The sequence below is a fragment of the Frondihabitans peucedani genome, from assembly GCF_039537585.1.
In the GTDB taxonomy this organism is placed as follows: Bacteria; Actinomycetota; Actinomycetes; order Actinomycetales; family Microbacteriaceae; genus Frondihabitans; species Frondihabitans peucedani.
In genome coordinates this window covers 102,887-125,865 of record NZ_BAABAU010000003.1, presented here as the reverse complement: position 1 = coordinate 125,865, position 22,979 = coordinate 102,887, and the positions used below count along the sequence as shown (strand labels likewise).

Sequence of the window (22,979 nt, the reverse complement as noted above, 5' to 3'; positions counted from 1 at the left end):
CATGCACTGGCGCAGCGACGCGCTAGTGGACGCAGGTGATCCCGTCGGTCGCGGCCGTCTTCGTGGCGGCGGGGGAGCTGCCAGAGCGGGACGAGCCGGACGAGCCGGACGACCCCGAGGTGCCTGAAGACCCCGAGCCCGACCCCGACCCCGAACCTGCCGTGCTCGGCTTCGCCTTCGCCGTCGCCCCGTCGGTCCCGAGAACGAGCGTCACCCCGGCCACCCCGGTCACGGCCTCGAGCGTCGCGCCTGGCACATAGGCGGCGAGGGTCCTCGCCTCCGCGGCCATCGACGACGGGTACTGGATCGTGCTGGCCGCGCGGGTGCTGACGGTCGACGGCGTCGAGGTCGTGAAGCCGGCGGTCGCGAGGGTCGCGGTGCTGGTTCCTGCGGCGCCCGCCACCCCGCTGCCGTTGAGGACGGTCACGCTGACCTGGGACGGCGTGACGGTGGACGCGGCGGCGCCCGAGCCACTGCCGGTGGACTTTCCGCTCGTCGACGCGGGTGCGGCGTCGAGCGCGGCCACGAAGGCCGGCATCTTCGCCGTGTCGACCTGCACGATCGAGATGGCCGTGCCGCCCGAGTAGATCGTCGGGGTGCCGGAGACCGGGATCGTCGTCGAGTCGAGGTTCCCACCCGCGATGTCCTTGAGCTGGGTGGCGAGCGTCAGCCAGTTCAGGCCCTTGTCGGTCTGGATGGCGGATCCGACCGCTGTGAGCGCGGCATTCAGCCGGCCCGGATTCAGCAGGGTCGACGGCTTCAGGAAGTTCTTCGCCTCGGCGCTCAGGAAGTACCGCTGCCGGGCCTCGCGGTCGAGGTCGCCGTTCGGCAGCCCGTGCCGCTGCCGGACGAATGCGAGGGCCTGCTGCGCGTCGAGCGTCGAGACGCCTGCTGGTGCCGTGAAGGTGGAGTACGAATCGTCCACCGCGTCGACGAGGCACACCTTCAGGGGTCCGAGAGCCTTCGCGACGTCGTAGAACCCGACCATCGAGATCCGGACGAAGTGGTCGATGTGCAGGGTGGTGAGGTTCTGGATCGTCTCGACGAGCAGCTTCGCCCCGCCCGAGTCGCCGCCCTTCGCGCTCCCGTAGGCGAACGCGGCGTTCAGCTTGCCCATGCCGTAGCCGGGGATCGACACCCACGAGTCGCGCGGCAGTGAGATGAGAGTGGCCTTGCCGCCGCCGTCGGGGATGTGCAGGATCAGCATCGAGTCGGTGTTGGTGCCCCCGCCGTCGGACGTCGTTCCGAGCTCGGCCAGCTCCGCAGCGGACGCGTTCGCCGGCCGGTGGTCGTCTCCGACGAGCAGGATGTTCTCACCGCTCGTCTTCGCCTGGCTCGTCGACGCCGGCAGCGCGTCGATGTGCGTCACCCCGGAGACGAAGTGCTGGTAGTTGTAGACGGCGTAGCCGATCGTCGCGACCAGGATCAGCACCACGACGATGGCGATCCAGCGGACGACGTGGCGCGGACGGACCCGCAGGCGGGTTCGGGGCGTGTCGGACATTCCGGAACCCAATCATCGAAAACAGTGATCGACCCGAAGAATAGCTGAGCGGGGGCGTTTCTCATCCCGGAGGCCCGTGATTCTCATCCAGGGGGACGATCTGTCAATCCCCTTGGCCTTCGCGGCCCGCATCCGGTAGGGGCGTCTACCGTCGGCAGAATGATCGCCCTCGATGCCGCGGAAGCCCACTTCGACGCTCGGCACGAGGGGAAGGGCGACCCGTGGGGGCTCGAGCGGCGCTGGTACGAGATCAGGAAGCGCAGGATCCTGCTCGCGTCTCTGCCGGAGGAGCGCCTCGGCCGGGTCCTCGAGATCGGCTGCTCGGTCGGCATCTCGACGCTCGACCTCGCCGAGCGGAGCGATTCGATCCTCGCCGTCGACGTGTCCGGAGAGGCGGTGCGCACGGCTCGCGAGCGCCTCGCCGCGGTCTCGCACGCCCGCGTCGAGCGCTGGGACGTGACCGACGGTCTCCCGGAGGGCGAGTTCGACCTCGTGGTCCTCTCGGAGGTCGGCTACTACCTCTCGCTGGAGAGCCTCGGAGTCCTGCTCGAGCGGGCCCGCGGAATCCTGTCGGCGACGGGCACGATCGCTGCGTGCCACTGGCGTCCGGTGGAGGGCGACTTCCTCCAGTCGGGCGACGACGTGCACCGCGCGGTGACGGAGCTCGACGGCTTCACGACGCTGGTCCACCACGTCGAGGCCGACTTCGTCCTCGACGTCGTCGGCCGCGATCAGCGGTCGGTGGCCGAGCGGACGGAGCTCCGTTGAGCCCGAGCAGGATCACCCACGCCCTCGTGGTCGTGCCCGCGCGCGACGAGGAGACACTCATCGGCCGCTGCCTCGACGCCCTCGACCGCGCGGTCGCGTCCGTCCGCGCGACCCACCCCCAGGTCGTCGTCCGCACCCTGATCGTCGCCGACGCCTGCACCGACGACACGGAGGGCATCGTCCGGTCGAGCGGGACCGCGGAGCTCGTCGTGTCGGATGCCGGTCGCGTGGGCGCCGCCCGGGAGCACGGGGTCCGCCTCGGGCTGGCCTCCTTCGGCCGCATCGACCCGGCGGAGATCTGGATCGCCAACACCGACGCCGACTCGGCCGTCCCCGACAACTGGCTCACGCACCAGCTCGACCTCGCCGACGAGGGGACCGACGTCTTGGTCGGGACCGTGCGGCCCGATCCTGCGGACCTGACGGCCGAGCAGGATGCCGCGTGGCTCGCCACGCACGAGCGCGGACGCCCGAACGGCCACGTGCACGGCGCGAACCTCGGGCTGCGGGCCTCTGCCCACCTCGGCGCGGGCGGCTTCGACGCGGTCGAGGAGCACGAGGACAACCTGCTCGTCCGGCGCCTCCAGGACGCGGGCGCGGCGATCACGGCCTCCGACTCGGCCGAGGTGGTGACGTCCGGGCGAGCCTCCGGGCGCACCCCCGGGGGATACGCCGCCTACCTCGCGAGGACGCTGTGAGACGCGTGGCGCTCGCCGACGGCGAGCCGGGCCCGGTCACGCAGACCACGCTCGAGACCGATCCGAAGAACGTCCGCGAGGCCCTCGACCTCGGCGTCGCCCTCGGTCCGCTGCGGCCGTTCGTGGGCAACGGCGCGACGCTCGACGTCTGGGAGGCGCTCGCGAGTCTCGCCGCCTCCGACCTCGCTCTCGCCCGCACTGTCGAGCCGCACCTCGACGCCCTGACGATCCTCGACCAGGCCGGCGTCACGCACGTCCGGGGCGGCACCTGGGGCGTCTACGCGGCGGAGGCTCCGGGGCTCCGGGTCGATGCCCGGGAGACCCCCGCGGGCTGGCGACTGAACGGCACCAAGCCGTGGTGCTCGCTCGCCGGATCGCTCTCCGACGCGCTCGTGACCGCGTGGGTCGACGACTCCCGGCGTCGGCTCTTCCGGGTCCCCCTCGAAGGCCCCTGCGTCACCGTGCCCGATGCGGGCTGGTCGGCCCGGGGACTGTCCGAGATCCCGAGCGGCGACGTCGTGTTCGACGACGCCCCGTGCCAGCCGGTGGGCGAGGCGCAGTGGTACCTCGACCGGGCCGGCTTCGCCTGGGGCGGCATGAGCGTCGCCGCGTGCTGGTTCGGCGGCGCGGTCGGCGTGGCCCGGGCCCTCCTCGACGCGTCGAGGCGACCGGAGCGCGAGGGGGACTCGATCCTGCTCATGCACGTCGGCACCGTCGACGCCCGCCTGGCGGAGGCGCGCACGGCGCTCGCGACAGCTGCCCGCGCCGTCGACGCCGGTGAGGCCGAGGGGTCGCGCGGCAGCCTCCTCGCCAAGCGCGTCCGGTCGACCGTCGCCCGCTGCGCCGAGGCGGTCGTGCACGAGGTCGGGCACGCGCTCGGCCCGGCGCCGCTCGCCAAGGACGCCGAGCACGGCAAGCGGGTCGCCGACCTCGCCCTCTACGTCCGGCAGCACCACGGCGAGCGGGACGACCTGTCGCTCGGGCGCACGGTCCGGGACTCCGACGACACGTGGTGACGTTCGACGCGTCGGCGCCCGGGACCTCGCGGTCCGAGTGGCTCGGCTCCGACCGCCTCGCAGCCCTCCCCGAGGCGTCGCTGGCGGCCTTCACGTCGCTCGTCGTCCTCGCCGCGCACCCCGACGACGAGACCCTGGGCGCCGGTGGCACGATGGCGCGATTTGCTGCGTCCGGGCTCGACGTCCTGGTCGTCTGCGTCACCGACGGCGGGGCCGGCCTCGAGGGGGAGGCGCGCGGCCAGGTGGCCGGCGAGCGGGCCGACGAGCTCCGGGATGCGCTCGGCAGCCTCGGCGTGCGGCGGCCCCCGGCCCTCCTCGGCTTCGCGGACGGCCGCGTCCGAGAGGACCGCACAGCGATCGTCGAGAGCCTGGCCGGTCTCCTCGGCGAGTGCCCGGCTGACACCCTCGTGCTCGCGCCCTGGATCGGCGACGGGCACCGCGACCACCGGGTCCTCGGCGAGATCGGGCTCGAGGTCGCCGACGCGCTCGGCCTCGCGCTCTGGCAGTACCCGGTCTGGCTCTGGCACTGGGGCTCGCCGGCGCACCCCGACGTCCCCTGGGAGCAGCTGGTCGCCGTCCCGCTCGACGCAGACGACAGGTCGCGAGCGCAGGATGCCCGGGCCCGCTTCGTCTCGCAGATCGCGCCCGCAGACGGCTCGCTCCCGATGCTCCACCCGCGTTTCCTCGAGAACTTCGACCGCGGAGCGGACGTCTTCGTCGCCTGAGGCGGTCACCTGTGGACTCGGTCGATCGATCTGTGGAGAAGCCGCCCGTGTGTCGGCCGCTCGGCCTAGCGTGAGGTCATGGCCATCACCACGAGCGACATCCAGAGCGTCATCGAGCGGAGCGCCGCGATCCTCGCGCTGCCGGGGGTCCTGAGCGTCCGGCCCGGGTACGTGTTCCGCGACGGCTGGATCACGACCGAGCGCGCCGTCGTCGTGACCGTCGTCGGCGAGCCGCCGGCGCTGCCCGCCGAGCTGGAGGGCGTGCCGCTCGACGTCCGGGCGGCGACCGAGAGCAAGGCGCTGCAGGTGCAGGATCCCGTCGCCTACGCCCGCGTGACCGGTCCGACGCCCGATCTCGGCGCCGTCCCCGCGTTCGCCTCCGAGCTGCGGGTCGTCGCTGGCCCCTCGCCGGCGCTTCACCGGATCGAGGCGCCGACGGAGCACAGTGCTTCGGGCTTCGCCCAGCCCGAGGCCTCCAAGCCGCAGCTGCCCTACCAGCCGCCCGCCGGAGCGAGCCTGGCACCCGTCGACCTCGCGCCGGGCACGACGGTCGAGCTCAGCGCGAGCCCCGACTCCGGCTGGCCGACGCTCGCGGCCTTCCTCCACGGCACCGAGAGCTCGCTCACGGTCGGCCTCTACGACTTCACCTCCGCGCACGTCCTCCAGACGGTCGAGCGAGAGCTGGCCGGGAAGAGGCTCCGCCTCGTCCTCGATCACCCGGCGAAGAACCCGACTGCCGACCAGACCGACGAGGCGACGGTCGTCGATCTGGCAAAGAACCTCGGCGACGGTCTCGAGCAGGCCTGGGCCCTCGACCGCATGGACCCCCTCGCCGCGGCCTGGATCTTCCCGACGGCTTATCACATCAAGGTCGCGGTCCGGGACTCGGCCAGCGTGTGGCTCTCGAGCGGCAACTGGAACAACTCCAACCAGCCCGACATCGACCCTGTCACCGTGCCCTCGGATGCTGACGAGGCCCGTACCCGCGACCGCGACTGGCACGTCGTCATCCACGACGAGGGTCTCGCCTCGACGTTCGAGGCCTTCCTCGCGAACGACCTCTCGACGGCCGAGGCTCACGACGTCACCGCGGTCGCATCGGCTCAGGCCGAGAGGCTGCCCGCCCCCGAGGTGCTGGTGCCCGCGGCGTCCACGCCGCCGTTCCAGCAGTTCTTCGCAGCCGGGACCGCGACCGACGTCACCCGTGTCACTCCGGTCCTCACGCCCGACGCCGGCGTCTACGTGACAGCCGTCCGCGAGCTCATCGAGTCGGCCGAGACGAGCCTCCACCTGCAGTTCCAGTACATCGAGCTGCCGAAGACGGCGTCCGACGCCTCGAAGCCGTTCGCCGACCTCGTCGCCGCCGTCGTCGACCGGCAGAAGGCGGGCGTCGACGTGCGGATCATCATGAGCCAGTTCGAGACGGCCGGGTTCCTCGAGCAGCTCCAGGCGGCAGGCCTCGACGTCATGACGCGGGTGCGTCTCCAGTCGAACGTCCACAACAAGGGGATCGTCGTCGACGGTCGCCGCGTCCTCGTGAGCAGCCAGAACTGGTCCACGGCAGGGGTCCTGAGCAATCGCGACGCCGGCGTCATCCTCGACAGCGTCACCGCCGCGACCTACTTCGATACGATCTTCGAGCACGACTGGGCCCACCTCGCCGGTCAGAAGGCGAGGAACGACTGATGCGCCTGCTGCTCATCCGGCACGGCCAGACGCCCGCCAACGTCCTCGGCCAGCTCGACACGCTGGTGCCCGGCGCGCCGCTCACGGATCTCGGCGAGCGTCAGGCCGCGGCTCTGCCCGCGGGCCTCGAGACGCGCGGAGTCGAGCTCCCCGAGCGGATCGTCGTGTCGACCCTGCTCCGCACGCAGCTCACGGCTGCCCCGCTGGCCGCCGCCACCGGTCTGACGCCCGACGTCCTCGACGGGCTCAAGGAGATCCAGGCCGGCGACCTCGAGCTGCGCTCCGACCCGCACTCGCAGGGCCTGTACAACGCGACCACGCTCGCCTGGGGCCGAGGCGACCTCGACACCGAGATGCCCGGGGGCGAGAGCGGGCGCGACTTCTTCGCCCGGTTCGACGACGCCATCCTGCGGTCGACCGCATCGGGCGAGGGGGTCTCCCGCGTCGCCGTCGTCAGTCACGGGGCGGCCATCCGCGTCTGGGTGGCCCAGCGGGCGGCCGGGGCCGTCGACCACTTCGCCGAGACCCACCAGCTCCTCAACACCGGGCTCGCCCACCTCGAGAGCCTCCGGGAGCCCGACGAGCGCGGCAGACGGTGGCGCCTCGTCTCGTGGGTCCGCGAGCCGGCAGGAGGCGCGGGGCTCGTCGACGAGGCCGCCGACGACCCCACCGGCCGCGACGTCGCCGACCCGGCCACCGCGCCCGAGGGCTCCGGAGCGTGAGCACGGCAGACCAGAGCCCGAGAGCGATCCGCACCGCCTCGAGGGGCACCCAGGCCCTCGCCCTGCTCGTCGCGGGCTGCTTCTTCATGGAGAACCTCGACTCGACGATCGTCACGACCGCCGTGCCGAGCATCTCCCGCGACCTGCACGTCGACGCTGCGAGCGTCGGTGTCGCCATCACCGCGTACGTCATGACCGTGGCGGTGCTGATCCCGGTCAGTGGGTGGCTCGCCGACCGGTTCGGCAGCCGCACGATCCTGCTCACGGCCATCGCGCTGTTCACGCTCGCGTCCGTCGCGTGCGCTCTGAGCGGATCGCTGCCGATGCTGGTCGTCGCGCGGATCGTCCAGGGCGTCGGCGGGGCCATGATGGTGCCCGTCGGGCGGATGACCGTGCTGCGTGTCACGGCGAAAGAAGACCTGATCCGCGCGGTGGCGCTCCTCACCTGGCCGGCGCTGGTGGCGCCGATCCTGGCCCCGTTCGTCGGCGGCCTCCTGACGACCTACGCCTCCTGGCACTGGATCTTCCTGGTGAACGTGCCGCTCGGCATCATCGGGTTCGCGTTCGCGATGCGGATCGTGCCGAGGCGGGCCGACGAGGTCGATCCCGAGCGCGTGCCCACACCGCCCGACTGGCTCGGCCTCTCACTCACGTCGGTCGGCATCGCCTCGCTCGTCTGGGCGACGACGCTGCTGACCATCACGCCGGTCGACCTGGTGCAGACCGTGATCGCTGCGGTGGTGGGGCTGATCCTGCTCGGGCTCGCCGTGCGCCACCTGCTGCGCGCCCCGAAGCCGTTCGTCGACCTCCGCCTCCTCCGGATCCACACCTACGGCGTCGCGCTCGGCGGCGGCTCGGTCTACCGTTTCGTGATCAGCGCGATCCCGTTCGTGCTGCCGCTGCTCTACCAGGCCGCCTTCGGCTGGACGCCGGTGCAGGCGGGCAGCGCGGTGCTGTTCCTGTTCGCCGGCAACCTGGCGATCAAGCCGACCACCACCCGGATGCTCCGCACCTTCGGGTTCCGCCGCCTGCTCGTCGCCGCGCACCTGGTCGGCGTCGCCTGCCTCGTCGCGATGGCGTTCTTCCGGGCCGACACGCCGTTCGGACTGATGGTCGTCGTCCTCGTGATCTCGGGCGCCGCCCGCTCGGTCGGCTTCACCGCCTACAACACGATCACCTACGCCGACGTCGAGAAGCCGCAGATGACCGGGGCGAACGTGCTCGACTCCACGATCCAGCAGATCGCCGTCGGCAGCGGGATCGCCCTCGGAGCGATCGCGATCTCCGCGGGGCTCGCCGTCGGGCGCGGCCTCGGGGCGGGTGGCGACTACGCCTACGACTTCGCGTTCGTCGTGATCGCCGCGATCCTGCTGGTCGCGCTCGTGCCCGCGTGGCGGCTGCCCGCGGCTGCGGGAGGGTCGCTGACGCGGCGGTAGGTCGCGGTGCGTGCGTGCGTGCCGCCGCGCGTGCCGAGATCGCAGTTCGACAGGGGTTTCGGGCGGTGGGGCGTGTCGAAGTGCGATCTCGGGCGGGCGCGCGCGTCGGCCCGGGCACGGGGCGCCGAGATCGCAGTATGTGTCGCCTCCGCGTGCCCCGGCGCGACAGGTACTGCGATCTCGCGCAGCCCGCGTGCAGGCAGCACAGCGGGAGCCCTACGTGATCGTCACACCCGCGGCAGTGAGCAGCAGCTCGACGTCGGTCGCGATGTCCACCGCGGGACGGCCGTCGTCGAACGTGGCGTGGAGCGCCGACGGCACCTGCACGTCGAAGCCGGCGTCGACGGCTCCGAGGCTGGTCTCCTGGACGCAGTACTCCGACTGCATCCCGACGACGACGAGCCGCGTGATCCCGGCGGCCGCGAGTTCGGCGGCGAGGGCGGGGTTGGAGTCGAAGACGTCCGGAGTCGTCTTCCGCACGACCCAGTCCTCCGGCAGCGGGTCGAAGAACAGCTCCCAGCCGATCGAGTCCGGTTCGTCGACGGAGCCGGGCGGCCCGTCGTTCTGCACGAAGACGACGAGGCGGTCCGAGCGCCGGGCGAGATCGATGGCGGTCCGCAGGCGGGCGATCATGATCTCGGCGTTCGGCAGTGCGTCCGGCCCTTCGAGCATGGCGCGCTGAGCGTCCATGACGACGAGCGCTGCGTCGCTCACGGTCAGCTCCTGCCGGCGACGAGGCGGGCCTCGGCGGCCCGGCCGGTCTCGAGGCGCGCAGAGGTGCCGTCCGGCCGGCACATCCCGGTGAAGCAGCGGGGCATCGTCGTCTCCTCTTCGCGGTGAGACAGCACGCTACTCGGCCCGGTGGCGCGGCGGAAGTCGATCCTGCGTCTTCGTCCGACGTTCACCGTCCGGCCCGTTCGGGGGATGCCGGAGCGCCGCCGGCCCGGCCTACTGTTGCGTCAGATCGACCACGGGCACGGGAGAGGAGCACCACATGAGCACGGTGACACAGCGCTGGACGAGGTCCGCGATCCTCGCGCGCCTGGCAGCCTCCGACGCGATCGACCACGACACCGAGTCGACGCCGCGGGAGCGCGCCGAACGCCGCATCGAGCTCCTGCGGGTGTCGAGCGCCGTCGAGGCCGGCCGCCTCGATGCCGAGTCCGCCGAAGCCGAGTTCCAGCACATCCGCGGGCTGCTGCTGCCGCTGACCGCCTAGGGCGCAGGATCACGCGGCAGCCGCCGGCCTCCCGCTGATCCTGCGCGCCCGGGTCTCGCTACTGCGCTGCCCGCAGCCCCTCGACCAGCGGCACGGTCGGGTGCCCGATGAGCTCGCGGAGCTCGCCGGACGTCTCGCCGAGGAGTCCGTCGCGGATGTTGCCGTCGAGCCCGACCACGAAGCCGACGGTCCCCTCGTCGAGGCCGAAGCCCGCGAGCTGCGCGGCGTGCTCGGCGGGGGAGAGGCGGCGGTAGGCGACGGGCGTGCCGGTGATCTCGGAGATCGCGGCGGCCAGCTCGTCCCAGTCCCAGGCGCGGTCGCCGGAGAGCTCGTAGGTCGCGCCCGCGGTCGAGTCGTCGAGGGCGGCCACCGCCGCAGCCTCGGCGTAGTCGGAGCGGCTGGCGCTCGCGACGCGGCCGTCTCCGGTGCTGGAGGTGATCTCGCCGCTCTCGCGGGCCTTGGCCACCTCGCCGGCGTAGTTCTCGGTGTACCAGCCGTTCCGCAGGATCGTGAACGGGACGCCGGAGGCGGTGAGGTACTCCTCGGTCGCCTTGTGCTCGGGAGCGAGGATCAGGTCGGAGGTGGTGGCCTTCGGCGCGCTCGTGTAGACGACCCGGGCGGCCCCCGCGGCCTTCGCGGCGTCGATGACCGCGCGGTGCTGGTCGATGCGCTGCCCGACGGCGTCGCTCGAGATCAGGACGACGGTGTCGCCCTCGCCGATCACGGCGGAGATCGTCTCGGGCTTCGTGTAGTCGAGGGGCGCGGTGGCGACGCCGCGCTCGGCGAGGTCCGACAGCCGGGAGGTGTCGCGCGCGGTGGCGACGACGGACGAGGGGGCGGCGCCGCGGGCGAGGAGGGCCTCGACGACGAGGCGGCCGAGCTTGCCGGAGGCGGCGGTGACGATGATGGGCATGGTGTTCCTTTCGGTCGTACCCGGGCAAACGGGCGCTGCCGCCCTTTGCTTCCCATCGGCAGGTACGCACTTTTTTGTAAGCTGCTGACATGAGCGTCAGTTTCGACATCTCCCGCACCCGCCCCGGCCTGAGCGGCGGGAAGTACCCGGCCGACTGCCCGACCCGGACGGTCTTGACGCAAATCACGAGCCGCTGGGGAGTCCTGATCCTGCTGGCCCTCGAGAGCGGACCGCTCCGCTGGGGCGAGCTGCACCGCGAGATCGAGGGGATCAGCGAGAAGATGCTCGCGTCGACCCTCCGCACCTTCGCAGCCGACGGCATCGTCGACCGCCAGGCGCAGGCGACGATCCCGCCGCGCGTCGACTACTCGCTGACCGAGCGCGGCCACGAGATCGCCGCGCGCCTGGTGCCGCTGATGGACTGGATCGCGGACAACGCCGACGACATCGTCGGCGGGCGGTGAGCGGGGCCGGGAGTCGAAGCACCGCACCGGCGGGTGTCAGCCCGACGCCGTTCGGGCGCTTCACTTCAGCGCCGCGCCAGGCGTCTCAGCCCAGCGCCGCGGCCCGGGTCAGCACCATCAGGTCCATGCGCCCCGACTGAACCGTCTCGCCGTGCTGGTTCCGCAGGATCACGCGCCTCTCGACGATCCCGGTCGTCCCGCTGGACGTCAGTCGCGTCGACAGGATCTCGACGGCGCAGGTGAGCGTGTCGCCGATGAACACCGGCTTCTCGAACGTCCAGCCGTCGATTCCGAGGAGCGCGACCGCGGAGCCCTCGAAGACCCCGGTGCGGGAGATCAGCCCGAGACACAGCGAGGCGCCGAGCATCCCGTGCACGATGCGCTGGCCGTAGCGGGTCGACTTCGCGAACTCCGCGTCGGTGTGGACCTGGTTGTTGTCGCCCGTCCACGCGGCGAACGACACGACGTCGGCTTCGGTGATGGTGCGGCCGGGGGAGACGAAGCTCTGCCCGGCCTCGAGGTCTTCGAGGAAGTGAGGCACCCGGCCAGTCTGCCAGTGCGGTCGACCGCCCGGCTCAGCGCCGCGGCGTGAGCACCAGCCGGCCGAGGAGCGCCACGCCGCTGCCGATCACTCCGCCGCCGGCGACGTCGGAGAGCCAGTGGGCCCCGACGTGGAGGCGCGAGTAGCCGAGCGTGAGCGCCAGCGGTGCGACGACCGCGGCGCGGAGCGGACTCTCGACGGCTACCCCCGTGGCGAAGGCGAACGCGCTCGCCGTGTGCCCCGAGGGGAACGACGCCGACTGCGGGAACACCTTCAGCTGCCGACGCAGCGGGATGTCGGCGGCCAGCGGTCGCGGACCTCCGAAGATCGGCTTCGCGACGAGGTTCGCGACCGCGCTCGCACCCGCCAGCGACAGGAGTCCGCGGATCGCCGACCGCCGCCCTCGGGGTCCGGTCAGCGCCAGGACACCCGCGACGCCGTACCAGAGCGCGCCGTTGTTGGCGGCGGTCGAGAGGGCGAGGAGCACGCGGTCGGCCCGCTCCGAGCTGACGAGGGCGTTGATCCTGCGCCCGGCCCTGCGATCGAGATCGACGACACGGGACGGCAGGATGCTCGGGCTGAGCGACGAGGACGGCGGACGGAGAGACGGGGCCATGCCCCGAGCGTAGGCGGAGTCGCTGGTGCGATCGCCGAGTGCCGACGCAGGCTGCGCCGCCTGCCCTGTTCACCGCCCGGCTACCGGGCCGTCGTACGGTGCCGACATGGCCAAGGATCTCGACCGCACCGTGGACGTCGCAATCGTCGGAGCCGGCATCGTCGGCCTCGGGCACGCGCTCGCCGCCGTCGACCGCGGGCTGCGAGTGCTCGTGGTGGACCGGACGACCAGGCAGATCGGCTCCACGATCCGCAACTTCGGGCACGCCTGCATCACCGTGCAGTCCGGGGCGGCGCAGGTCTACGCCGACCGGTCGCGCGAGCTCTGGCTGCGCCTCCGCGAGGAGGCCGGGCTGTGGATGCGCGACGGGGGCGGCTTCGTGGTCGCCCAGCACGCCGACGAGCTCCAGGCGCTGGGCGAGTTCGCCGCTCGGCGCCCGGCGACCGTCCAGATGCTCGATGCCGAGGCGGTCGTCGCAGCCACCGGCGTCGCGCCGCAGCTCGCCCTCGGCGGCGCGCACCTCCTGGACGACCTCCAGGTGAACCCGCGTGAGGCGGTGTCCGCGATCACCGCCTACCTGGAGTCGCGCGGTGTCGAGTTCCTGTTCGGCACGGCCGTCCGCACGATCCGCTCCGGCCGACTGCACACGACCCGCGGCCGATTCGGTGCCGACCAGATCGTCGTGGCCGTCAACTACGACGTGGATCAGCTGTTCCCCGAGCTCTCCGCCGCCTACGAGGTGCGCCGCTGCGGCCTCGACATGCTCCGCGTCGCGATGCCCGGGCTCCGCGCGCCACTCGCCGGACCCGTCCTCACCGGCTGGTCGATGCTCCGCTACTCCGGATTCGGCGTCTCGCCCTCGCTGCGGGCCGTGCGCGCTCGTCTGCACGACGAGAATCCTGCGTTCGCCGCGCTCGACATCAACCAGATGTACACGCAGCTGCCCGACGGATCCGTGATCGTCGGCGACACGCACTACCGCGACACGGCCGTGACGCCGTTCCAGCAGGAGTCGTCGTTCGACGTGCTCCTCGACGCCACCGCCGACTTCTTCGGGCAGGATCGCGCCTCCCTCCAGGTCGTCGAGCGCTGGCAGGGCGTCTACGCGACTGCGCCCGAGGAGTTCCTCGTGGAGGAGCCCCTCGACGGAGTGCACGTCGTCTCGGTCACCACCGGCATCGGGATGACGACCGGGCTCGGCCTCGCCGACCGCGTCGTGAGCGAGATCTACGAGCCCGTCGGGGCGTAGGTGGGGGTGCGTGTGCGTGTGCCGGTGCGTGTGCGCGTGCGTGCGTGCGTGAATCCGTGCATATGGACGGAGATCCTCGGCGCTGAGGCGTTTCTCCGTCCACACCGACGGAGATTCTTCGCTCGCGCTGCTGCTCCGAACATATGAACGGAGATCCTGAGCGCTCGTGCGTTTTTCCGTCCATAACGACGGAGATCGGGCTCCACGGGGCGTGCGGGGTGCAGAACGACGGAGATACTTCGATCCTGCGACGATTCATGCGGATCGGAGGGGTATTGCTCGAGAATCTCCGTCCATATGTTCGCGCAGGGGCTGAGCACGGAGACACGCCAGCTGGCATGCACGGGGGCAGGGCAGACACAGCACAGACCGAGCGCAGGATCCGGCCGAACCAGCACAGACAGACGCAGCCCCCGCCCGCACGGTGAACGCGCGGACGGGGGCTGCGGAGTGAGCGGGAGCGAGGCCCCTAGTGCGCGACGACGGGCTCGGGCGCCTCGGCAGACCCGGAACCAGTCCCGGAACCAGCCCCGGCCCCAGCACCAGCCCCGTGCAGCGACGCGGCAGCAGCAGCACGCGCAGCCGTGTCGGACTTCGTGCGGAAGAGCAGCGCAGCGAGGATCGCCCCGAAGGCGAAGAACGCGGCCCCGTACCAGTACGCCGTCGCGTAGCTGTGCACGGCGGCCTCGGCGGCGATCGACGCCCGAGCGGCGGTGGTGGTGGCACCGGCGACGTGCGACGTCAGGTAGTTCGCGGCAGCGGTCGCCGCGAGCGTGTTGAGGAGCGCCGTGCCGATCGAGCCGCCGACCTGCTGGCTCGTGTTGACCATGGCCGATGCGACGCCCGCGTGACCGCGGTCGACGCCGAGGGTCGCGGTCTGGATCGACGCCGGCATGATCGAGCCCATGCCGAAGCCCAGGACCATGAGCGCAGGGAGGACGTTCGCGGCGTAGGTGCTGTGGACGCCCAGGTTGGTGAGCAGGAACATCCCGAGGGCTGCCAGCGTCATGCCGAACGGCACCATGATCTTCGGACCGAAGCGCGGCACGAAGATGTTCGTCGAGAGCTGCGCGGCGAGGACCAGCATGCCGATCATCGGCAGGAACGACAGACCCGTGCGGATCGGCGTGTAGTCGAGCGACGTCTGCAGGTAGTACGTGACGAAGAGGAAGACGCCGAACATGCCGGCACCGGCGATCGTGACCGAGGCGTACGCGGCGCCGCGGTTGCGGTCGAGCACGATGTGGAGGGGGAGGAGCGGGTGCGCGGCGCGGCGCTGCCAGAGGACGAACGCGACCAACAGGATGCCGGCGGCCGCCAGGAAGCCCCAGGTGAGACCGGAGCCCCAGCCGTCGGTCTCGGCGTTCGAGAACCCGTAGACGAGGGAGAACAGAGCGCCGGAGACCAGGATCGTGCCGGGCACGTCGAGCCTCGGACGAGCGCCCTCGCGAGGAACCGTCTTGACGAACACGAGCGCCCCGATCACGGCGACGATCGCGATGACGACGTTGATGTAGAGGTTCCAGCGCCAGTCGAGCTTCTCGGTCAGGAAGCCGCCGAGCAGGAGGCCGATGGCCCCGCCGGCGCCGGCGATCGCGCCGAACACGCCGAACGCGCGAGCGCGCTCCTTCGGGACGGTGAAGGTGGTGGTCAGGACCGCGAGGGCGGTCGGGGCGAGCAGCGCGCCGAAGGCCCCCTGCAGAGCGCGGGCGAAGACGAGCATGCCGAAGCTGCCGGCGGCCCCGCCGAGGGCGGACGCCAGAGCGAAGCCGATGAGGCCGATGATGAACGTGCGCTTGCGCCCGATCAGGTCGGAGAGGCGGCCGCCCAGGAGGAGCAGGCTGCCGAAGGCCAGCGAGTACGCGGTGACGATCCACTGGCGCTCGCCGTTGCTGAATCCGAGGTCGGTCTGGGCACTCGGGAGCGCGATGTTGACGACCGTGGAGTCGAGCACGACCATCAGCTGCGCGAGCGCGACGGTCGTGAGGGTCCACCAGCGGCGCGGGGCCGCGACGGCGCCGGCGGCGCCAGGGAGGGATGAGGTTTGTGACATGTGGGGGACTCTATACGGTTCTCACGAGTTTCGGAACTGTTGATTCTCCCATTGGGGGAGTCGTAGAATAGGGGCGTCTCTAGGAAAGGGGGTCGGCAGCGATGGAGCAGGCCGCACCCGTCACGCAGGTCGAACCGACGACGGAAGCAGACAGAGCTCAGGCCGCCGAGCCCGCGAGGCTCGGCCGCAAGCGCGACCACACCCGCGACCCCGAGATCCTGCGCTGCGCGCTCGACGTCCTCGCCGAGGAGGGCTACGAGGGCATGACCATCGAGATGGTGGCAGCCCGCGCCAAGGCCGGCAAGGCCACCCTCTACCGCCGCTGGGCGTCGAAGAACGACCTCGTCATCGACGCGGTCGCCTGCATGAAGAAGGGCGACCAGACCCTGGAGTCGATCCCCGACACCGGGAGCCTCCGCGGCGACCTCGTGGGCATGATCAGGCCCCACTCGATCGACGACGCCGAGAAGAAGCTGCGCGTCATGTCAGGGCTCGCCTCCCTTCTCGCCAAGAACCCCGAGCTCGCCGAGGTCGTGAACAGCGCCATCGTCGAGCCCCGCGTCCGGATCAACCGCACCTTCTTCACCCGGGCCATCGAGCGCGGCGAGATCTCGCCCGACGTCGACATCGAGACGCTGTCGATGGTGTCGTCCTCGATGGCTGCGTACCGCACCCTGATCCTGAAGAAGACGGTCGACCGCGCGTTCCTCGTCTCGCTGATCGACGGCGTGATCCTGCCGGCCTGCGGGCTGCGCGCCCCCGGCTCGAGCGGAGCCTGAGCGGCCGGTCAGCGGGAGCGCGCGATCCTGAGCGCCAGGACGACGACGGCCGTGAGAGCGGCGATCGCCACGACCAGGGCGGCCAGGCCGACCGACGACAGGATGTTGATCCGCTCGAAGACGTCGAGACCGGGCGGCCGGGTCGAGTAGCGGACGGGCGACCCCGACTCGAACATCCGGCTGACGGCGACCCGCACGACGACCGTGACCGCCACCCCGGCCACACCGATCGCGGCGCACACGACGAGGGCGATCCTCCGGGGGTCGCGCTCTCTGGCCATGCCACGACCCTAGACGAGCGGGCGAGGCCCGGCACCCCGCAGGATGGGGGGATCGGCTCGGTCTGCCCCCGAAGGAGCGCTACCCGAAAGCGGGCTCGTGCCTGTTTGACCGGGGCTTTTATCGTGTGTTCAGGAGGTGCTCCGATGGACAACGACCAGCTCGGCGGCCAGGCCGGCTATGCCCAGCCCTACGGTCAGGCCCTCGAGGCCCGAGACTACGGACTGTCCGTCGTGGGCGACGCCTGGCTCGAAGAGCAGGTCCGTCAGTACGGCTCCGACTGACTCATCCGGCGAGACGTCGTGCGGCGGTCACCCCTACTGGCCGCCGCACGGCCCACTTCCCGCCTGCTTTCCACTCGGCTCCCGCACCCCCGAACGGGCGCGGCCCGAACGCGGGTTCGTGGCGGGGGCGCACCAGGCCCTACCGTGGTCCCATGGAACACGCGCAGCCGAGCATCTTCGAGGACTTCGGGAACGAGTCCTTCGACGACGCCTTCCTCGACGGAGCCGAGACCCGTCGACCCACCGTGCCCCTCGTGACGTCGCCCGTCACGCCGTAGGAGTCACTCCGTCGGGCTCTGCGTCAGTCCCCTGAGAGCTGGCCCTCGGCATCCCGCCCGGCCGGGACCCCGCGCGGCAGCCCCACCAGCGACACCCCGGCGCTGATGACGAGCAGCACCACGACGACGATCAGCACCCGGTGGAAGCCGGCGATGTCGAGGCTCGCCCCCGTGATCACCCCGACGAAGGCGACGGCGACCAGGCCGGCCACGCGCGAGATCGCGTTGTTGACCGCCGACGCGATACCCGCCTCGGCGGGAGCGATCTGCGCCAGGACGGTCGAGGTCAGCGGTGTGACCGTGATGGTCATGCCGAGACCGAACAGGATCACGCCCGGCAGCAGCTGCCACCAGACGTCGAGCGGCTCCCGGGTGGTCAGCATCCAGGCGAAGCCCGCCGCGCTGACGAGCGGCCCCGCGGTCATGAACGGACGCGGCCCGAAGCGGCCGGCGAGGCCGCCGACGGTGCGGCTGAGCAGGATCGACACGATCGTCGTCGGCAGAGTGATGAGCCCGGACACGGTCGCCGGGAGGTGCCCCACCTCCTGCACGACGAGCGGCAGCAGGAGGGTCCCGAGACTGACCGAGGCGTAGATGCCGACGGTGGCGAGGTTGCCGACCGAGAAGGCGCGGACCGCGAACAGCCGGAGCGGCATCATCGGGTGAGGCGCGCGTCGCTCCCAGAGCACGAAGGCGACGAGGCAGGCGAGGCCGATCACGAGCGCGGCGACGATGAACGGAGTGCCGAAGCCGACGCGCTGACCCTCGATCAGCGCGAACACCGGGCCGGCGAGGCCCAGCGCGCCGAGGACCGCGCCGACGACGTCGACGTGGGCGCCGTCCTCCGCCGTCCCTCGGTGGGAGTCGCGGGGGAGCCGCATCAGCAGCACGAGCGTCACGACGACCGGCAGCACGACGATGCCGAACACCCAGCGCCAGCCCACCGTGTCGACGAGCGCTCCGCCGGCGAGCGGGCCGATCAGGAAGGCGACGCCGGTCCAGGCCGTCCAGGTGCCGATGGCCCTCGCCATCGCGGTGCCGGTGAACGTCGCCGTGATGAGCGCCAGGCTCGACGGCACCAGCAGGGCGCCCGCGACCCCCTGCAGGGCACGCGCCGCGATGAGGAGCTCGGCGTTCGGGGCGACGGCCGCCAGCAGCGAGGTGAGGCCGAACCCGATGAGACCGGCGCGCAGGATCCTGAGTCTGCCGAAGGTGTCGGAGAGCGAGCCCGCCACCAGCATGAGCGAACCGAGCGTCAGCAGGTAGGCGTCGACCACCCACTGCTGGAGGGTGACGCCCCCGCCGAGATCGCGGGCGAGCGCCGGGAGCGCGACCGTGACGATCGAGCCGTCGAGGAACGCGACGAAGGAGGCCAGGATCGCGACCAGGAGGACGATCCGCTTGCCGTCGGCCATGGGTCACGTCCTCCCGCTGCGGGGTCGCAGTCGTGCTCAGACTACGACGTGCACGAGAAGAGCACCGTCCTGCCGTCGCGGCCGCATCGACATGACGAAGGGCCACGGCCGCTCGGGATGAAACGGTCGTGGCCCCGTCGCTCGGGGTGGTTCAGCGTCAGTTGGCGATGGCGCCCACTCGGTCGAGCCCGGCCTCTTCGGCCTCGGCGTCGCGGTCCCGGGTGGCCTTGTTCTTCTGGTCAGCCTGCGGGTGGCGGTTCTCGGCGCCGGTCATCCAGGCGAGCTGCTCGAGGCGCTCGAGGATGCCGTGCAGGACGTCGGCGGTCGTCGGGTCCTCGTCGTCGACGTCGTCGTGGACCGTGCGCATGGTCTCGGTGACGGCGTACATGCGGTCGACGATCAGGTCGACCACGTCGGTGGTCTCGACGGGGCCCTCGGGGAACTCCTCGAGGCTGGTGCCCTTCGAGACCGTGCTGGAGCGGCCGTCGGGGACGAGGTAGATGGCGCGCATGCGCTCGGCGACCTCGTCGGAGAAGCCGCGGGCGGCGTCGACGATCTCGTCGAGCTGGAGGTGCAGGTCGCGGAAGTTGGTGCCCAGCAGGTTCCAGTGCGCCTGCTTGCCCTGGATGTGCAGCTCGATGAGGTCGACGAGGACCTTCTGCAGGTCGTCGCGGAGTTTCTCGGATCCCTGGAACATGGTGTCTCCTTCTCAGGTCGTGGACGTCGTCGTGCACGGTACGCCTGCCGCCTCGACCGGGGCCGTGCTCCTGTACCCCCGCTGGGGTAGTGTTCCTGAGCACTGGCCTTGAGGGGGGCGACCATGACCGACACCGACTGCCCGGCGATCGATCCGGAGTGCGAGACCGTCGACGAGCCGGCCGGGGTCCGCCGGCTGGAGTGCGACCTGGCGACGGCATTCCACGCGTTCGCGGAGCACGAGGGGATGTCGGCCGAGCACCGCGACCGCATGATCGCCGACGCCACGGGTGCGGTCCTCGACGCGGCCAGCGCCGCAGGGCGGTCGGGCCACGGCCAGGCCGCCGTCCGAGCCGTCTGGCGGGCCGGCGGGCGGCGCCCCGCGTGTGCCGGCGTCACGCCCGGGTGGGCCGACCTGCTCGCCGCGTGTCTCGACGCGATAGCGGCGGCCGAGTGCAGCGACGCGACAGCGGCGGCGGACCACTCCGAGGTGCCGCCGCCTACGATCGGGGCGTGACCTCTCCCGGCTCCTTCCCCGGCGGGATCCTGCGCTACCTCCGCGCGCTCCCGCTCGACTACGCGTTCGTCTGGCGCAGCCACCTGCGCTCGCTGCTCGGGAACGCGTCGGTGCCGAAGAGGTATCTGGAGGGCGACCGGGCGCCGATCCTGCTGCTCCCCGGCGTCTACGAGTCGTGGCGGTACCTCCGCTGGTTCGGCGACTACCTGAACGAGCGCGGCCACCCGGTGGTGGTGGTGCCCGGCATGGCGCACAACCGCAAGCCGATCGCGGCCACGGCGCTGCTCGCGCAGGCGATCCTCGACGCGCACGACCTGCGGGGGGTGGTGATCCTGGGGCACTCGAAGGGCGGCATCATCGGCAAGACGATGATGCTCGACACCGACGCGTCGGGCCGGATCGACCGGATGGTCACCGTCAACTCGCCGTTCTCGGGATCGCGCTGGGCGAGGTTCATCCCCGACCCGAGCATCCGGGTGTTCCGGACGGACGACGCCGACCTGCTGCGGCTCGCCGAGCAGCTCGAGGTGAACGCCAGGATCACGTCGCTCGGGTCGCGCGCCGACCTGCACGTGCCGGAGGGGACGATCCTGCCCGGCGCCCGCAACGTCACGTTCCCGCTCGACGGGCACTTCCGCCCGCTCGGCCACCCGGCGGGCCGAGCCCTCATCCTGGCTGCGATCGACGTCTAGGCCGGAGCCGCCTCAGGAGCCCTGGAGCTCCTCGCGGACGCGGCGGAGGTCTTCGAGCATCGACCCGATCAGGATCCAGTGCTCGGGGTCGGGGGTCACCACGAGGAGCGGCGCCGTGAGCGCCGGGAGATCGTCGGTGGTGACCGGGACCGCCTCTCCCGAAGCAGCCTCCTCCTCGCGCTCGAGGACGAGGAGCCGGACGTCGTGGGCGGCGCGGCGGAGCTCGTCGGCGATGCCCTCCACGACGGGATCGTCGACCAGGCGGGCCTCGTAGTTGTCGCGGAGGGTCCGGGTCATGGCGACCACCCGGTGCACGAGGTTCGAGAGGGTGTGCAGGATCGCGCGGTCGGCCTCCAGGACGCGGCGCTGCTGCTTCGCCCTCGGGTTGAGCGTCAGGCTCTCTTCTCCGGTCTTCACGGCCGCCGACGCCTTCGCGACCTGGTCGCGGAGCTCGCGGGCCCGACCGAGGACGGCGTCGAGCTCCGGCCTCGGCGTCGGCTCATCGAGGGCCTGCGCGAGGGAGTCGAGAGCGGTGGCGAGGTCGCGCGCGAGGCGTCCGACAGCGAGGTGGGCCGGCCCGAGGAGCACCGGCGGCACGATCAGCGCGTTGACCGCGAGCGCCACCACGGCTCCGATGACCGTCTCGATGATCCGGTCGAACGCGTAGTTCGGCGTGACGACGCCGACCGACAGGACGAGCATGGCCGAGATCGGCACCTGGGTCGTGGAGGTCGGCGTGAGCCGGATCGCCCAGGCGACGACGAGGGCCAGGATCACGGCCACCAGCACGACGAAGGTCTGCTCGTGGCCGAGCACCGCGCCGACCACGTAGGCCAGCGCGACGCCGAGGACGACGCCGGCGCTCCGCTCGAGCCCGCGCCCGAACGACTGGTTGACGCTCGGCTGCACGACGAGGAGCGCGGCGATCGCGGCGAAGATCGGCAGGCCCTGCCCGAGCAGCAGGAACGCGAGGACCCAGGCCACGATGACGGCCAGCGACGTCTTCACCACCTGCAGCAGTGGGAGTCTCGACGGCTGGCGGAGTCGTCCGACGACGCTCGATCCGATGGCTGCCACGACGACCAGGGTACGGCGCGCCGGGAGCCGAAGAGGCGGCGAACGGCCGTGCGGGTAGTTGACTGTGGGCTGTGTGGCCCACCTCCGGCGAGATCCTCCCCGCGGCCTTCGCCGAGAGCGGGGCGCGGGTGGTGGCGTTCCGACCGCACTCGGTCGAGCCGTCGGGCGGCGGCTACCTCTTCGGCTACGAGGTCGACACGGTCGATCCCGACGGGGCGGAGTCGACCGTCCTGACGTTCATCGACACCGACCCCGCGTCCGTCGAAGCGGCGCGGGCGGGCGAGGGCGCGGTGCTGACCGACCCCGCGACCGGCCTGCCGGTGCGCGTGTGGGCTTACCCGTCCGATCCTGCGCTGCCCGCCCTGGCCTCGGTGACCTACCCGGAGCGGGTCGTGCCGCTCCTCGCCCGCTTCGGGATCGACGTCGTCGACCCCGAGCTCAGCGTCGCCGCCTACCGCCCCGGCAAGCGCGCCGTCGTCAAGCTGCGGAGCGGCACCACGACGCTCTTCCTGAAGGTCGTCCGGCCCTCCCGCGCCGAGCCGATCGCCACGCAGCACGCGGCCTTCGAGGCCCGCGGGCTGCCGGTGCCGCGGGTGCTCGCCGTGCAGCCCGACGGGCTCCTCGTGCTGGAGGCGGTCCGCGGCGTCGCCGCCGGCACCCGGGTCGTCGAGCTCGCGGAGGGCACCGCCTTCGTCGACAACCTCGTCTCGCTGTCGCAGGCGGTCGCCTCCGTCGAGCTGACCCAGCGCGCCCAGGCCGACGCGCTCGACAACGGCGCCTGGCACCGCACCAGCCTCGCCTCCTCGCTGCCCGACCGGGCCCGCGAGATCCACGGCGTCTACGACGAGATCGAGGCCCGCGTCTCGCGGTGGTCGCCCGACGAGCGGCAGGTCGTCCACGGAGACCTCCACCTCGAGCAGCTCTTCGTCGACCCGGAGGAGGCCGGCAGGATCACCGGACTCCTCGACATCGACACCGCGGGCTGGGGCCACCCGGCGCGCGACGCCGGCGCGCTGGTGGCGCACCTCGTCGTCACGGCGCAGTGGCACCGGGGCAACGGCGACCAGACCCAGGCGCGATCCTGCGAGGTCATCGCCGACCACGTCGTCGAGGCGTGGACCGCCAGGAACCCCGCGCTCGCCGACCGCCTGGCGCCGACGATCGCCTCGCAGCTGCTCGCGCACGCCGGCGGCCAGGCGACCCTCGGCACCGAGACCGGACGCACAAAGGCCCTCCAGCTGGTCGACGCGGCCGCCTTCACGCTCTGGCCGAGACGCCCCGAGGCGCCGTCGTCCGACCACGATCCAGGCGGCGCGCCTAGCGTGGCGGCAAGCTCCCCGTCCGACTGACGA

General features: G+C 71.9%; 27 protein-coding genes. 16 read left to right on the top strand and 11 right to left on the bottom strand.

Going from position 1 to position 22,979, the window contains the following annotated elements; all coding sequences use genetic code 11:
* Positions 1-22: 22 nt before the first annotated feature.
* The gene (locus tag ABD733_RS12025; protein ID WP_344796513.1) at positions 23-1,504 is read right to left on the bottom strand and encodes an LCP family protein; all 1,482 of its coding nucleotides are present in this window, start codon (positions 1,502-1,504) and stop codon (positions 23-25) included.
* A gap of 159 nt (positions 1,505-1,663) precedes the next feature.
* Between ABD733_RS12025 and ABD733_RS12020 the strand changes: the two genes are divergently transcribed.
* The 7 genes from ABD733_RS12020 to ABD733_RS11990 all read left to right on the top strand — a co-directional run bounded on the left by ABD733_RS12020 (position 1,664) and on the right by ABD733_RS11990 (position 8,555).
* A complete protein-coding gene (locus ABD733_RS12020) occupies positions 1,664-2,272 on the top strand; it encodes a class I SAM-dependent methyltransferase (protein ID WP_344796511.1) in 609 nt (202 codons plus the stop codon).
* A complete protein-coding gene (locus ABD733_RS12015; RefSeq protein ID WP_344796509.1) occupies positions 2,269-2,970 on the top strand; it encodes a glycosyltransferase family 2 protein in 702 nt (233 codons plus the stop codon). The genes ABD733_RS12020 and ABD733_RS12015 overlap by 4 nt, the downstream gene beginning before the upstream one ends.
* 5 nt (positions 2,971-2,975) lie before the next feature.
* Entirely contained in the window at positions 2,976-3,986 is a 1,011-nt protein-coding gene (locus ABD733_RS12010; protein ID WP_344796507.1) for an acyl-CoA dehydrogenase family protein, read from the top strand.
* Positions 3,983-4,711 carry a PIG-L deacetylase family protein gene (locus ABD733_RS12005; RefSeq protein WP_344796505.1) on the top strand — a complete coding sequence of 243 codons (729 nt, stop codon included), beginning with the start codon at positions 3,983-3,985 and terminating at the stop codon, positions 4,709-4,711. Before ABD733_RS12010 ends, ABD733_RS12005 begins: the two co-directional genes overlap by 4 nt.
* A gap of 78 nt (positions 4,712-4,789) precedes the next feature.
* Positions 4,790-6,397 (top strand): phospholipase D-like domain-containing protein, encoded by a 1,608-nt coding sequence (locus ABD733_RS12000; RefSeq protein ID WP_344796503.1) that lies wholly within the window; start codon positions 4,790-4,792, stop codon positions 6,395-6,397.
* On the top strand, positions 6,397-7,119 hold the full coding sequence (locus tag ABD733_RS11995) for a histidine phosphatase family protein (protein WP_344796501.1): 723 nt from the start codon (positions 6,397-6,399) through the stop codon (positions 7,117-7,119). The genes ABD733_RS12000 and ABD733_RS11995 overlap by 1 nt, the downstream gene beginning before the upstream one ends.
* Positions 7,116-8,555, top strand: coding sequence for an MFS transporter (locus ABD733_RS11990; RefSeq protein WP_344796499.1), 1,440 nt, complete (start codon positions 7,116-7,118; stop codon positions 8,553-8,555). The genes ABD733_RS11995 and ABD733_RS11990 overlap by 4 nt, the downstream gene beginning before the upstream one ends.
* Before the next feature lie 216 nt (positions 8,556-8,771).
* On the opposite strand, the gene ABD733_RS11985 is transcribed toward ABD733_RS11990, so the two are convergent.
* Both ABD733_RS11985 and ABD733_RS11980 read right to left on the bottom strand, forming a co-directional pair.
* Positions 8,772-9,269 (bottom strand): isochorismatase family protein, encoded by a 498-nt coding sequence (locus tag ABD733_RS11985; RefSeq protein ID WP_344796497.1) that lies wholly within the window; start codon positions 9,267-9,269, stop codon positions 8,772-8,774.
* Between the two features lie 2 nt (positions 9,270-9,271).
* The gene (locus ABD733_RS11980; RefSeq protein WP_344796495.1) at positions 9,272-9,460 is read right to left on the bottom strand and encodes a hypothetical protein; all 189 of its coding nucleotides are present in this window, start codon (positions 9,458-9,460) and stop codon (positions 9,272-9,274) included.
* Positions 9,461-9,549: 89 nt separating this feature from the next.
* Here ABD733_RS11980 and ABD733_RS11975 point away from each other — a divergent pair, with 89 nt between their 5' ends.
* Entirely contained in the window at positions 9,550-9,774 is a 225-nt protein-coding gene (locus tag ABD733_RS11975) for a hypothetical protein (RefSeq protein ID WP_344796493.1), read from the top strand.
* Between the two features lie 58 nt (positions 9,775-9,832).
* Here the strand turns inward: ABD733_RS11975 and ABD733_RS11970 are convergent, their stop codons facing one another.
* Positions 9,833-10,687, bottom strand: coding sequence for an SDR family oxidoreductase (locus ABD733_RS11970; protein ID WP_344796491.1), 855 nt, complete (start codon positions 10,685-10,687; stop codon positions 9,833-9,835).
* An 89-nt stretch (positions 10,688-10,776) separates the two neighbouring features.
* On the opposite strand from ABD733_RS11970, the gene ABD733_RS11965 reads away from it, so the two are divergent.
* A complete protein-coding gene (locus tag ABD733_RS11965) occupies positions 10,777-11,151 on the top strand; it encodes a winged helix-turn-helix transcriptional regulator (RefSeq protein ID WP_344796489.1) in 375 nt (124 codons plus the stop codon).
* Between the two features lie 85 nt (positions 11,152-11,236).
* On the opposite strand, the gene ABD733_RS11960 is transcribed toward ABD733_RS11965, so the two are convergent.
* Entirely contained in the window at positions 11,237-11,692 is a 456-nt protein-coding gene (locus ABD733_RS11960; protein ID WP_344796487.1) for a MaoC/PaaZ C-terminal domain-containing protein, read from the bottom strand.
* A gap of 34 nt (positions 11,693-11,726) precedes the next feature.
* On the bottom strand, positions 11,727-12,308 hold the full coding sequence (locus ABD733_RS11955) for a phosphatase PAP2 family protein (protein WP_344796485.1): 582 nt from the start codon (positions 12,306-12,308) through the stop codon (positions 11,727-11,729).
* Between the two features lie 106 nt (positions 12,309-12,414).
* On the opposite strand from ABD733_RS11955, the gene ABD733_RS11950 reads away from it, so the two are divergent.
* Positions 12,415-13,557, top strand: coding sequence for a TIGR03364 family FAD-dependent oxidoreductase (locus tag ABD733_RS11950; RefSeq protein ID WP_344796483.1), 1,143 nt, complete (start codon positions 12,415-12,417; stop codon positions 13,555-13,557).
* A 469-nt stretch (positions 13,558-14,026) separates the two neighbouring features.
* Here the strand turns inward: ABD733_RS11950 and ABD733_RS11945 are convergent, their stop codons facing one another.
* Positions 14,027-15,610: an MFS transporter gene (locus ABD733_RS11945; protein WP_344796481.1), complete on the bottom strand. Its 1,584-nt coding sequence runs from the start codon at positions 15,608-15,610 to the stop codon at positions 14,027-14,029.
* Positions 15,611-15,711: 101 nt separating this feature from the next.
* Here ABD733_RS11945 and ABD733_RS11940 point away from each other — a divergent pair, with 101 nt between their 5' ends.
* The gene (locus ABD733_RS11940) at positions 15,712-16,389 is read left to right on the top strand and encodes a TetR/AcrR family transcriptional regulator (RefSeq protein WP_344796479.1); all 678 of its coding nucleotides are present in this window, start codon (positions 15,712-15,714) and stop codon (positions 16,387-16,389) included.
* Between the two features lie 8 nt (positions 16,390-16,397).
* Here ABD733_RS11940 and ABD733_RS11935 read toward each other — a convergent pair whose 3' ends face one another.
* Positions 16,398-16,670 (bottom strand): hypothetical protein, encoded by a 273-nt coding sequence (locus tag ABD733_RS11935; protein ID WP_344796477.1) that lies wholly within the window; start codon positions 16,668-16,670, stop codon positions 16,398-16,400.
* 144 nt (positions 16,671-16,814) lie between these two features.
* Between ABD733_RS11935 and ABD733_RS11930 the strand changes: the two genes are divergently transcribed.
* Together ABD733_RS11930 and ABD733_RS11925 are read left to right on the top strand one after the other, a co-directional pair.
* Positions 16,815-16,952 (top strand): hypothetical protein, encoded by a 138-nt coding sequence (locus ABD733_RS11930; RefSeq protein WP_344796475.1) that lies wholly within the window; start codon positions 16,815-16,817, stop codon positions 16,950-16,952.
* 152 nt (positions 16,953-17,104) lie between these two features.
* The gene (locus ABD733_RS11925) at positions 17,105-17,230 is read left to right on the top strand and encodes a hypothetical protein (protein WP_344796473.1); all 126 of its coding nucleotides are present in this window, start codon (positions 17,105-17,107) and stop codon (positions 17,228-17,230) included.
* A 23-nt stretch (positions 17,231-17,253) separates the two neighbouring features.
* Here ABD733_RS11925 and ABD733_RS11920 read toward each other — a convergent pair whose 3' ends face one another.
* Positions 17,254-18,645, bottom strand: a complete 1,392-nt coding sequence (locus ABD733_RS11920; RefSeq protein WP_344796472.1) for an MFS transporter — start codon at positions 18,643-18,645, stop codon at positions 17,254-17,256.
* A 157-nt stretch (positions 18,646-18,802) separates the two neighbouring features.
* Entirely contained in the window at positions 18,803-19,342 is a 540-nt protein-coding gene (locus ABD733_RS11915) for a Dps family protein (RefSeq protein WP_344796470.1), read from the bottom strand.
* A gap of 123 nt (positions 19,343-19,465) precedes the next feature.
* Between ABD733_RS11915 and ABD733_RS11910 the strand changes: the two genes are divergently transcribed.
* Together ABD733_RS11910 and ABD733_RS11905 are read left to right on the top strand one after the other, a co-directional pair.
* Positions 19,466-19,858 (top strand): hypothetical protein, encoded by a 393-nt coding sequence (locus ABD733_RS11910; RefSeq protein ID WP_344796468.1) that lies wholly within the window; start codon positions 19,466-19,468, stop codon positions 19,856-19,858.
* On the top strand, positions 19,855-20,550 hold the full coding sequence (locus ABD733_RS11905; protein ID WP_344796466.1) for an esterase/lipase family protein: 696 nt from the start codon (positions 19,855-19,857) through the stop codon (positions 20,548-20,550). The genes ABD733_RS11910 and ABD733_RS11905 overlap by 4 nt, the downstream gene beginning before the upstream one ends.
* Before the next feature lie 12 nt (positions 20,551-20,562).
* Here ABD733_RS11905 and ABD733_RS11900 read toward each other — a convergent pair whose 3' ends face one another.
* Positions 20,563-21,627, bottom strand: coding sequence for an FUSC family protein (locus ABD733_RS11900; RefSeq protein ID WP_344796464.1), 1,065 nt, complete (start codon positions 21,625-21,627; stop codon positions 20,563-20,565).
* 71 nt (positions 21,628-21,698) lie between these two features.
* Here ABD733_RS11900 and ABD733_RS11895 point away from each other — a divergent pair, with 71 nt between their 5' ends.
* Positions 21,699-22,976 carry a phosphotransferase family protein gene (locus tag ABD733_RS11895; protein ID WP_344796462.1) on the top strand — a complete coding sequence of 426 codons (1,278 nt, stop codon included), beginning with the start codon at positions 21,699-21,701 and terminating at the stop codon, positions 22,974-22,976.
* Positions 22,977-22,979 lie beyond the last annotated feature (3 nt).

Coding starts and splice junctions, on each gene's coding strand:
- ABD733_RS12025 (WP_344796513.1), bottom strand. CDS start 1,504: ATGTCCGACACGCCCCGAACCCGCCTGCGGGTCCGTCCGCGCCACGTC.
- ABD733_RS12020 (WP_344796511.1), top strand. CDS start 1,664: ATGATCGCCCTCGATGCCGCGGAAGCCCACTTCGACGCTCGGCACGAG.
- ABD733_RS12000 (WP_344796503.1), top strand. CDS start 4,790: ATGGCCATCACCACGAGCGACATCCAGAGCGTCATCGAGCGGAGCGCC.
- ABD733_RS11995 (WP_344796501.1), top strand. CDS start 6,397: ATGCGCCTGCTGCTCATCCGGCACGGCCAGACGCCCGCCAACGTCCTC.
- ABD733_RS11975 (WP_344796493.1), top strand. CDS start 9,550: ATGAGCACGGTGACACAGCGCTGGACGAGGTCCGCGATCCTCGCGCGC.
- ABD733_RS11970 (WP_344796491.1), bottom strand. CDS start 10,687: ATGCCCATCATCGTCACCGCCGCCTCCGGCAAGCTCGGCCGCCTCGTC.
- ABD733_RS11965 (WP_344796489.1), top strand. CDS start 10,777: ATGAGCGTCAGTTTCGACATCTCCCGCACCCGCCCCGGCCTGAGCGGC.
- ABD733_RS11955 (WP_344796485.1), bottom strand. CDS start 12,308: ATGGCCCCGTCTCTCCGTCCGCCGTCCTCGTCGCTCAGCCCGAGCATC.
- ABD733_RS11950 (WP_344796483.1), top strand. CDS start 12,415: ATGGCCAAGGATCTCGACCGCACCGTGGACGTCGCAATCGTCGGAGCC.
- ABD733_RS11945 (WP_344796481.1), bottom strand. CDS start 15,610: ATGTCACAAACCTCATCCCTCCCTGGCGCCGCCGGCGCCGTCGCGGCC.
- ABD733_RS11940 (WP_344796479.1), top strand. CDS start 15,712: ATGGAGCAGGCCGCACCCGTCACGCAGGTCGAACCGACGACGGAAGCA.
- ABD733_RS11935 (WP_344796477.1), bottom strand. CDS start 16,670: ATGGCCAGAGAGCGCGACCCCCGGAGGATCGCCCTCGTCGTGTGCGCC.
- ABD733_RS11930 (WP_344796475.1), top strand. CDS start 16,815: ATGGACAACGACCAGCTCGGCGGCCAGGCCGGCTATGCCCAGCCCTAC.
- ABD733_RS11925 (WP_344796473.1), top strand. CDS start 17,105: ATGGAACACGCGCAGCCGAGCATCTTCGAGGACTTCGGGAACGAGTCC.
- ABD733_RS11920 (WP_344796472.1), bottom strand. CDS start 18,645: ATGGCCGACGGCAAGCGGATCGTCCTCCTGGTCGCGATCCTGGCCTCC.
- ABD733_RS11915 (WP_344796470.1), bottom strand. CDS start 19,342: ATGTTCCAGGGATCCGAGAAACTCCGCGACGACCTGCAGAAGGTCCTC.
- ABD733_RS11910 (WP_344796468.1), top strand. CDS start 19,466: ATGACCGACACCGACTGCCCGGCGATCGATCCGGAGTGCGAGACCGTC.